This is a genomic window from Mycolicibacterium septicum DSM 44393, assembly GCF_000455325.1.
Classification (GTDB): domain Bacteria; phylum Actinomycetota; class Actinomycetes; order Mycobacteriales; family Mycobacteriaceae; genus Mycobacterium; species Mycobacterium septicum.
In genome coordinates this window covers 4200488-4209572 of record NZ_HG322951.1, presented here as the reverse complement: position 1 = coordinate 4209572, position 9085 = coordinate 4200488, and the positions used below count along the sequence as shown (strand labels likewise).

The following is a 9085-nucleotide window of genomic DNA, read 5'->3' as shown; positions in this document are numbered from 1 at the left end:
AATCGCCCCCCACGTTTTACGTGGGGGGCGATTCGCTTTTATTTACCGATTTAAATCGTCGAATTCCATTGATATTCGAGTGATTACCCGCTGCGTCGGCGCTCACATAATTATGTCGGCCGTGGCTGCTGCCAGTATCCTTTGCGGGAAGGGCGGGTAGAAAGGCACACGTGGTCGGAGACAGACAAGGCGACGCAGAGCGGCGCCCGCGGCGTGCATCCAACGACCGCACATCGAGCAACAATTCGGGTCCTCGGCGGCACTACGACCAGCGTGGGCGGGATCAACGTGCCGGCGCGCCCCGGACTTCCGGGCCGGGCCGGGCGCGTGAGGCACAGCCGACCGCTGACGGTGATCCCAGGCACGAGGGCCCGCGATTGCCGGCCGACGTGGAGGCCAAAGAGCTGGCGCCCGATGTACGTCGGGAACTGGTCACTCTGGACAAGACGACCGCGGATTTCGTGGCTCGTCATCTGGTGATGGCCGGCAAGTTGCTCGATGAAGATCCCGATACCGCACTCGCGCACGCCCGTGCCGCCCGTAACCGGGCCGGCCGGATCGCGGTGGTGCGTGAGGCTGTCGGTATCGCGGCCTATCACAGCGGCGACTGGGCACAGGCTCTCGCGGAATTGCGTGCTGCGCGGCGGATGGGCAGCAAGTCTTCGCTGCTGCCGATGATCGCCGATTGCGAACGCGGTGTGGGACGGCCCGAGCGGGCATTGGAACTGGCTCGCAGCGACGAGGCCACCGCGCTCACCGGTGAGGACGCCGACGAGCTGCGCATCGTCACAGCCGGCGCGCGTTCGGATCTCGGGCAGTTCGAGCAGGCGCTGGCGATCCTGTCCACACCGCAGCTCGACCCGACCAAGGTGGGCCAGACGGCGGCTCGGTTGTTCTACGTGTACGCCGACACTCTGCTCGCGCTGGGACGCACCGAGGAGGCCCTGCAGTGGTTCCTCCACGCCGAGCAGGCTGATATCGACGGCATCACCGACGCGGAAGACCGGATCACGGAGCTGTCCTGACGTGACCACGCTTGCACGGCAACATGATTGCCTGCTGCTCGATCTCGACGGCACGGTGTTTCGTGGCCACGAGCCGACCGTAGGTGCGGTTGAGAGCCTGGCCGGCCTGGACGCGCGGGTGCTGTATGTCACCAACAACGCGTCACGGGCTCCCGAGCAGGTTGCCGAGCACTTGCGTGACCTCGGATTCGCGGCCGCTTCCGACGACGTCGTGACCAGCGCACAGAGCGCCGCACACCTGTTGGCCGCCCACGTGCCGCCGGACTCCGTGGTGCTCGTCGTCGGGACGGACGCACTCGCCGGTGAGGTGTCCAATGTCGGGCTTCGCCCGGTTCGCACGTTCGACGAGGGTCCGGTCGCGGTGGTGCAGGGGCACTCGCCGGACACTGCGTGGCCGGACCTGGCCGAGGCCGCGCTGGCCATCCGCGCCGGAGCGCTGTGGGTCGCCGCCAACGTGGATCTGACGCTTCCTTCGGAACGCGGGTTGCTGCCGGGCAACGGCTCGATGGTGGCCGCGTTGAAGGTGGCCACCCAGCAGATGCCGCTGGTGGCCGGTAAGCCCCAGCCGACACTGATGAACGACGCGTTGAGCCGCGGGACCTTCGCGACCCCGCTCGTGGTGGGGGATCGGCTCGACACCGACATCGCCGGGGCCGTCGCGGCCGGGCTGCCGAGCCTGATGGTGCTCACCGGCGTCAGCACCGCGAGCGAAGCGGTACATGCCGTGCCAGCGGAGCGTCCCGGGTACCTCGCGGCGGATCTGCGGGGATTGCACGCCGACGCCGATGCGCTCCGCATCGGGCCCGACCCGGCCTGGCGGATCGACATCGACACCGACACGGTCACCGTGTACGCCACCGGGCAGGATTCCCAGGACGAATTGTCCGTTGTGCGGGCGACCGCGCACGCGGTGTGGGGCGCCGGCCAGGGGCAGGCCGCTGTGACGGTCGCCGCCGGCGACGACACAGCACGCCAGGCACTGCAACGTTGGTCGTTGCTGTCGGCACCCATCGACTAGCGTGAGTGTCGCTATGACTACCGATCCAGACCAGCTGCGTGCGCAGGTCGCCGCGGTGCTGGCAGATGTGCCGGATCCGGCGGTGGACCCGTCCGCACTCGAAGGCATGGACATCGACGTGGTGGCTGCCCGGCTCGAGCAGGCCCATGATCTGCTCGTGCAGGCGCTCGAATCCGTCGACAGGGGGCAACCGGGCGGATCGCAGGCGACCGAAAGGTGAGCGCCTGTGGCGCGGCGCGCTCGCGTTGATGCCGAGCTGGTGCGGCGGGGCCTGGCCCGGTCACGTCAGCAGGCAGCCGAACTGATCGAGGCCGGCCGCGTCCGGATCGACGGCATGCCCGCGGCGAAACCGGCAACCGCCGTCGCACCGGACACCAACATCACCGTGATCGCCTCCGCGGAGCGCACCTGGGTCTCGCGGGGTGCGCACAAGCTGATCGGTGCACTCGACGCGTTCGACGTCGCCGTCGAAGGCCGCCGCTGCCTCGACGCCGGTGCCTCGACCGGGGGTTTCACCGAGGTGCTGCTGGACCGTGGTGCCGCCGAGGTGGTGGCCGCCGACGTGGGTTACGGCCAGCTGGCCTGGCCACTGAGATCCGACGACCGGGTACACGTGCTGGAACGCACGAATGTGCGGGAGCTGACCCCCGAGGCGATCGGCGGGCCGGTGCAGTTGATCGTGGCCGACCTTTCGTTCATTTCGCTGGCCACAGTTCTTCCGGCGCTGACGGCCTGCGCGGCGCCCGACGCCGATATCGTTCCGATGGTGAAACCGCAGTTCGAGGTCGGCAAGGACCGGGTGGGTGCGGGCGGCGTGGTGTCAGACCCGGAGTTGCGCATCGACGCGGTGTGCACGGTCGCCCGCAAGGCGGCCACATTGCAGTGGCATGCTGTCGATGTGACGGCCAGCCCGCTCCCCGGACCATCGGGCAATGTCGAGTATTTCCTGCACCTGCGTGCCCAGGGCGACCGTCCGCTGGATGGCGAGTCGCTGGAGCAGGCAGTGCGGCGGGCCGTCGAGGAGGGGCCGCAATGACGGCTGAACGCACGATTCTGCTGGTGGTGCACACCGGCAGGGACGAAGCGACCGAAGTTGCCCGTCGAGTGGAAAAGGTGCTCGGCGACAACGGCATTGGTCTGAAGGTTCTCTCGGCGGAGGCCGTGGACCGCGGCCCGCTGCATCTGGCGCCGGATGACATGCGCGCCCTCGGCGTCGACATCGAGGTCGTCGACGCCGACGAGCGCGCGGCCGAAGGTTGTGAACTGGTGCTCGTGCTCGGCGGGGACGGCACGTTCCTGCGAGCCGCGGAGCTCGCGCGAAATGTCGAGATCCCGGTGCTGGGAGTCAATCTGGGCCGGATCGGATTCCTCGCCGAAGCCGAGGCCGAGGCGATCGACCATGTGCTCGAGCGCGTCATCGAGCGCGACTACCGCGTCGAGGAGCGGATGACCCTCGACATCGCGGTGCGGGTGGGGACCGATGTGGTGAACCGCGGTTGGGCACTCAACGAGGCCAGCCTGGAGAAGGGTCCCCGGCTCGGAGTGCTCGGCGTGGTGTTGGAGGTGGACGGCCGCCCGGTCTCGTCGTTCGGCTGCGACGGGGTGCTGGTGTCGACCCCGACTGGATCCACGGCCTACGCGTTCTCGGCGGGCGGCCCGGTGCTGTGGCCGGACCTGGAGGCGATCCTGGTGGTACCCAACAATGCTCACGCATTGTTCGCCCGTCCGATGGTGACCAGTCCGTTGGCCAGTATCGCGATCGAGATCGAGGCAAGCGGCAACGACGCCCTGGTGTTCTGCGACGGTCGCCGCGAGATGGTGGTGCCGGCAGGTGGCCGGCTCGAGGTGACCCGGTGCGGTACGCCGCTGAAATGGGTGCGGCTGGACTCGGCACCGTTCACCGATCGCCTGGTGCGCAAGTTCCGGTTGCCTGTCACCGGATGGCGGGGACAGTAGATACCTGTGCTGTCGGAGATTCGTATCGAGTCGTTGGGCGCGATCAGTGCTGCCACCGCGGAGTTCGACCGTGGGCTGACGGTACTGACCGGTGAAACCGGTACCGGTAAGACGATGGTGGTGACCAGCCTGCACCTGCTCGGTGGGGCGCGGGCGGACGCGACGAGGGTGCGTTCTGGCTCTGACCGTGCTGTGGTGGAAGGCCGGTTCAGCACAATCGAACTCGGTGAGGACGTGACCGGACGGGTCGAGGAGATCCTGGATTCCTCCGGTGCCGAGCGTGACGACGACGGCAGTGTGATCGCGGCCCGCTCCGTCAGCCGGGCCGGACCGTCGCGGGCGTTTCTGGGTGGGCGCAGTGTGCCGGCCAAGTCGCTGAGCAGCTTCACCGCCCAGGTGCTGACATTGCACGGCCAGAACGACCAGCTGCGGTTGATGCGACCTGACGAGCAGCGGGCGGCACTGGACCGGTTCGCCGACGTCGACAAGCCGCTGGCCCGCTACCGGAGTGTCCGCGACGAATGGCTGACGGCGCGTCGTGACCTGGCGGACCGCCGCCGGCGGGCCCGGGAATTGGCCCAGGAAGCCGACCGGCTCAGCTTCGGAATCCACGAGATCGATGCGGTCGCACCGGAACCCGGTGAGGACGAGGCGATCGTCGCCGACATCCGTCGGCTGTCTGAACTCGACGCCTTGCGTGAAGCCGCGCAGACCGCCCGTTTCGCATTGGCCGGCGAGCTCGACGAGCCCACGCCGGAATCCACGTCGGCGGCAGACGGTGTGGGCCGCGCGCAGGCGGCGCTGGAGTCCACCGACGACTCTGCGCTGCAGGCACTGGGCGGCCGCCTGGCCGAGGCGATGGCGGTGATCGGTGACGTGTCCGGCGAACTCGGCGACTATCTGTCCGAATTGCCGAGCGATGCCAGCACTTTGGAGACCAAGCTGGCGCGGCAGGCCGAGCTGAGGACACTCACCCGCAAGTACGCCGCCGACATCGACGGGGTGCTGGAGTGGTCCCGCGATGCCGCCGACCGGTTGGCGCAGCTCGACGTGTCCGAGGAGAGCCTGGCTGCCCTGGACCGCAAGGTCGCCGAGCTCGAGGCCCAACTGGTCGCGGCGGCAGGCGAACTCACCAAGGCCCGGTCCAAGGCCGCCAAGGGTCTGGCCAAGGCGGTGACCACCGAACTGGCCGGGCTGGCCATGACGAATGCGGTGTTCACCATCGGTGTCGGTCCGATGCCGGCGCGGGCCGATGATTCCGCGCCGGTGACCATGCCCGACGGCGAGATGCTGCATGCCGGTCATGACGGTGTGGACGCCGTCGAGTTCGGCTTCACCGCGCACCGCGGCGCGGATGTACTGCCGCTGGCCAAGAGTGCCTCCGGCGGTGAGCTGTCCCGCGTGATGCTGGCCCTCGAGGTGGTGCTGTCGGCATCGACGGCGGGCACGACGATGGTGTTCGACGAGGTCGACGCCGGGGTCGGCGGCCGGGCCGCGGTGCAGATCGGGCGCCGTCTGGCCCGGCTGGCGCGCACTCATCAGGTCATCGTGGTGACCCACCTGCCTCAGGTCGCGGCCTTCGCCGACGCACATCTCGTGGTCGACAGCGGCAACGGCCGGGCCAAGTCCAGCGGCGTGCGCCGCATCGACGACGAGGACCGGGTCGCCGAGCTGGCCCGGATGCTGGCCGGATTGGGGGAGTCCGACAGCGGCCGGGCCCATGCCAGAGAGCTGCTCGAGGCAGCGCAGCAGGAGCGCAGCGCGCCGTAGGCCGGACTCCCGGTGGCGTTGCGATGAGTTTGCGCCAGGTTGCCGGTCGGTACGCAAAGACCTGCAAGCACAACCGAAGGAGCACCCATGGCGGAATCCGTGAAGGGGCCGGCGAGCTACTTCCCGTCGATCGAGAAGAAGTACGGGCGGCCGATCGCCGAGTGGCTGGAGCTGATTCGTTCGTCGCCGTTGACCAAGCACATGGAGTTGGTCGGTTGGCTCAAATCCGAGCACGGCCTCGGGCACGGGCACGCCAACGCGCTGGTTGCCCACACTCTCGCCGAGGCGCGCGCCTAGCCCTGATCGCCGGTCGGGCCCGGGTTGGCCGGCGACAGCTCGGCGGAGCTCCATCGCAGCGGGCTGACATGGGTCAGCTCCACCACCTCGCCGATCGTGAAGTCGACAGCGCACTGCGTGCCGGCACCGGAATCGGCTTCATCCCAGTTGATTTCAGCGGTTCCGGTGAGCTGGATCGTCGATCCGGAAGACCAGTCGACCACCAACAGCCCGCACCGCGGATTGGCCGCGATGTTGCCCAGCGTCATGAACATCGAGTTCCCGCGGTAGTCCGGCCACCGCAGCTGCCGGGGTGAGAGCACCTGCAGGAACCCGGGATTGCCGCCGCGGTGGGACGCGTCGGCGTTACCCGCCGCATCCGCCGACCCGATGAAGAAGGCGTCGGCACCGGCGATGAGCGCTTGCTGCCGATCGGTCAGTGATTCGCCACGCTGCACGTCGGGCGGCCCCACGGCGGACCGCACCTCCGCGATGTGCCTGCGTGAGATGTACTTCGGGCAGTTCGAATACACCTGATCGGTGTGGATCCGCAGGCCGGTCCCTGCCGGCTCGGCCGAGCCGTTGACCCGCATCCGGCGCCGGGTCTGCGGCTCGATGGCGATCATCCCGATCTGCTGCCCGCTGCCCAGCGCGTCCCGGACCGGATCGCCCGGCGCGGGCAGCGCGTCGAGCAGAATCGTGCGCGGATCGTCGGCGTGGACGAAGCCGGGCGGGCCGGCGGTCAAGCTGGTCCACACCCGGCCGTCGTCGTCGGCCGCGGCGATCACGATCATCGGCTGTTCGGCGAGGAACTCGGCGGCGGCCGCGGGAACTTCGGTGCGGATCATGCGGCCGACGCGAGTGGCGATGGCCTCCTGCCCCATGCGCCGCTGCACCGCCAACTCACCCGAGTGATACATGTTCACCTTTTCGGCTCAGAAGAATCCGCAGGTGGGGGCCGCTCCGGTTGGCGCGGGAGCGGTCTGCGCCCCGTCAGAGGCGTACACCTCGAGCCGGGTTCCGTCCGGGTCGGTGAAGAAGATGCCGCCGGATGAGGTCCCCTCGCCGTGCGCGACGACGCCGTCGTGCGCGAACTCCGTGCCCAGCGCCTTCAACGCCGCCTCAACGGTCCGCACCTCGTCGATGCTGGCCGCCTCGAACGAAAGATGATGCAGGCCCGGTGTTTCCGTGGAGAACCGGCCGTTGCTCTGCTGCCAGAGGGTCAGCCGCAGCGTCCCGCCCGTGCCGAGAAAGGCGTACCGGTGGTCACCCTCGGTGTTGACGGCCAGCGGTTCGAAACCCAGTGCGTTCCGGTAGAAGGCGACTGAGCGGTCCAGATCGGTGACGTTGATGCCGACGTGTCCGGCGGCGAGCTGGGGCGTGGTGGTCCCGGTCATGCAGTCCTCCTGATGGCTAACCGATGTAATTACTTAAACAGGTTAGAGCGGTGATGAACGAGTCGTCAACCGTCTATTTGAATTTCGACGGTTAGTTCGGCGGGTGGCCCTTGGTGCCGTCGGTGCGTGGTTACCCTCAGGTATGCGTGATCCGCGCCCGCATGTCGGCGAACCTCTTGCGCTGGATCTGCTGAACACCCGGTGGATGTCGGCGGACGGCCCACAGGACCTCCTGGCGGACGTCGATGGCCTGCGGTGCTGGTTGCTGGCCAACGGGCTGGAGGATCGCTGCGAGGCGGACGAGAAGGCGCGGATCGCCCTGGTCTCGGCCCGCGAGGCCATCCTTCGGGCTCTCCGGGACGGGTCCGTCGACGAGGTGAACGACGTGCTGGAACGCGGCCGGATCCGGCGCACACTCACGGCGTCCGGCCCCGCCGAGGCCGCCGAGGTGGCGCAGCCGGAATGGCTCGCCGGGTGGCTGGCCGCGGAGGACTTGTTGCGGTTGCTGGGTGAGGCGCCCGATCGGATCAAGCAGTGCGCACATCCGCACTGCATCCTGTGGTTCCACGACACCTCGAAAAACGGGGCCCGGCGCTGGCACTCGATGGCCACCTGTGGCAACCGCGCGAAGGCCGCGCGGCACTACGCGGCGAAGCGGGATTGAGACTGTTTGCCTGTTACTGATGTGACTAAAGCCAACTTGTGAGGCTGGTGTTACGGCGCGCCTCCGCCCACTGACTGGCGATGCTCGACAGAATCGGCGCATGAAGATGGCCACTCTGCTCACCCGCAATGCCAGTACACGTCCGGGAGTGACCGGCACTGCTCGAGTGGACCGCGACATCGATCGGCTGCTGCGCCGCGTCGGCCCTGGCGACATCGTCGTTCTCGATGCCCAGGATCTGGACCGGATCACCGCGGATGCGCTGGTCGAGGCGCAGATCGCCGGCGTGGTCAACGCCTCGCCGTCCATCTCGGGGCGCTACCCGAACCTGGGGCCCGAAGTGCTCGTCGCCAACGGGGTGGTGCTCATCGACGAGGCCGGGCCGGAAGTCTTCAAGAAGATCAAAGACGGGGCGCGGATCCGGCTGAACAACGGCGGGGTCTACTCGGGTGACCGGCGCATCGCGGTGGGCACCGAGCGCAACGATCAAGAGATCCACGAGTTGATGCACGACGCCAAGAGTGGCCTCGTGGCGCACCTGGAAGCCTTCGCCGGCAACACCATCGAGTTCATCCGCAGCGAGAGCCCGCTGCTCATCGACGGCATCGGAATCCCGAACATCGACGTGGACCTGCACCGCAGGCACGTGGTGATCGTTGCCGAGGAGCCCGACGCAGCCGAGGACCTCAAAGCGCTCAAGCCGTTCATCAAGGAGTACCAGCCCGTGCTGGTCGGTGTCGGGGCCGGCGCAGACGTGCTGCGCAAGGCCGGATACCGGCCCGCGCTGATCGTCGGCGACCCCGACAAGATGAGCGTCGAGGTGCTGCGGTGCGGCGCCCAGGTGGTGCTGCCCGCCGATGCCGACGGCCACGCCGCCGGTCTGGAGCGCATCCAGGACCTCGGAGTCGGCGCGATGACCTTCCCGGCCGCCGGATCGGCAGCCGACCTGGCCCTGCTGCTGTGCGACCACCACGGTGCG

Annotated in this window: 11 protein-coding genes; 9 read left to right on the top strand and 2 right to left on the bottom strand. The window is 68.4% G+C overall.

The annotated features are described in order from the left end of the window. Positions 1-170 precede the first annotated feature (170 nt). The 7 genes from TX88_RS19925 (at position 171) to TX88_RS19895 (ending at position 6066) form a co-directional block, all read left to right on the top strand. Entirely contained in the window at positions 171-1025 is an 855-nt protein-coding gene (locus TX88_RS19925) for a tetratricopeptide repeat protein (RefSeq protein ID WP_084621946.1), read from the top strand. Between the two features lies 1 nt (position 1026). Continuing rightward, positions 1027-2043, top strand: a complete 1017-nt coding sequence (locus tag TX88_RS19920) for an HAD-IIA family hydrolase (protein WP_044518933.1) — start codon at positions 1027-1029, stop codon at positions 2041-2043. A 13-nt stretch (positions 2044-2056) separates the two neighbouring features. Further along, complete coding sequence (locus TX88_RS19915) at positions 2057-2263, top strand: hypothetical protein (RefSeq protein ID WP_044518932.1); 207 nt, start codon at positions 2057-2059, stop codon at positions 2261-2263. Positions 2264-2269: 6 nt separating this feature from the next. Further along, the gene (locus TX88_RS19910; RefSeq protein WP_044518931.1) at positions 2270-3079 is read left to right on the top strand and encodes a TlyA family RNA methyltransferase; all 810 of its coding nucleotides are present in this window, start codon (positions 2270-2272) and stop codon (positions 3077-3079) included. Further along, positions 3076-3999 carry an NAD kinase gene (locus TX88_RS19905; protein ID WP_044518930.1) on the top strand — a complete coding sequence of 308 codons (924 nt, stop codon included), beginning with the start codon at positions 3076-3078 and terminating at the stop codon, positions 3997-3999. The genes TX88_RS19910 and TX88_RS19905 overlap by 4 nt, the downstream gene beginning before the upstream one ends. Positions 4000-4005: 6 nt before the next feature. Next, positions 4006-5769, top strand: coding sequence for a DNA repair protein RecN (gene recN, locus TX88_RS19900; protein WP_044518929.1), 1764 nt, complete (start codon positions 4006-4008; stop codon positions 5767-5769). Positions 5770-5856: 87 nt separating this feature from the next. Further along, positions 5857-6066, top strand: coding sequence for a DUF4287 domain-containing protein (locus tag TX88_RS19895; protein WP_044518928.1), 210 nt, complete (start codon positions 5857-5859; stop codon positions 6064-6066). Here the strand turns inward: TX88_RS19895 and TX88_RS19890 are convergent. Together TX88_RS19890 and TX88_RS19885 are read right to left on the bottom strand one after the other, a co-directional pair. Next, the gene (locus tag TX88_RS19890; protein ID WP_044519607.1) at positions 6063-6965 is read right to left on the bottom strand and encodes a pyridoxamine 5'-phosphate oxidase family protein; all 903 of its coding nucleotides are present in this window, start codon (positions 6963-6965) and stop codon (positions 6063-6065) included. The two genes, TX88_RS19895 and TX88_RS19890, sit on opposite strands and share 4 nt — an antisense overlap. Positions 6966-6980: 15 nt before the next feature. Continuing rightward, complete coding sequence (locus TX88_RS19885; protein WP_044518927.1) at positions 6981-7442, bottom strand: VOC family protein; 462 nt, start codon at positions 7440-7442, stop codon at positions 6981-6983. A gap of 142 nt (positions 7443-7584) precedes the next feature. On the opposite strand from TX88_RS19885, the gene TX88_RS19880 reads away from it, so the two are divergent. Both TX88_RS19880 and steA read left to right on the top strand, forming a co-directional pair. After that, on the top strand, positions 7585-8106 hold the full coding sequence (locus tag TX88_RS19880) for a CGNR zinc finger domain-containing protein (RefSeq protein ID WP_044518926.1): 522 nt from the start codon (positions 7585-7587) through the stop codon (positions 8104-8106). Positions 8107-8206: 100 nt separating this feature from the next. Continuing rightward, on the top strand, positions 8207-9085 hold an 879-nt coding region (gene steA / locus TX88_RS19875; protein WP_044518925.1), incomplete at its 3' end, for a putative cytokinetic ring protein SteA.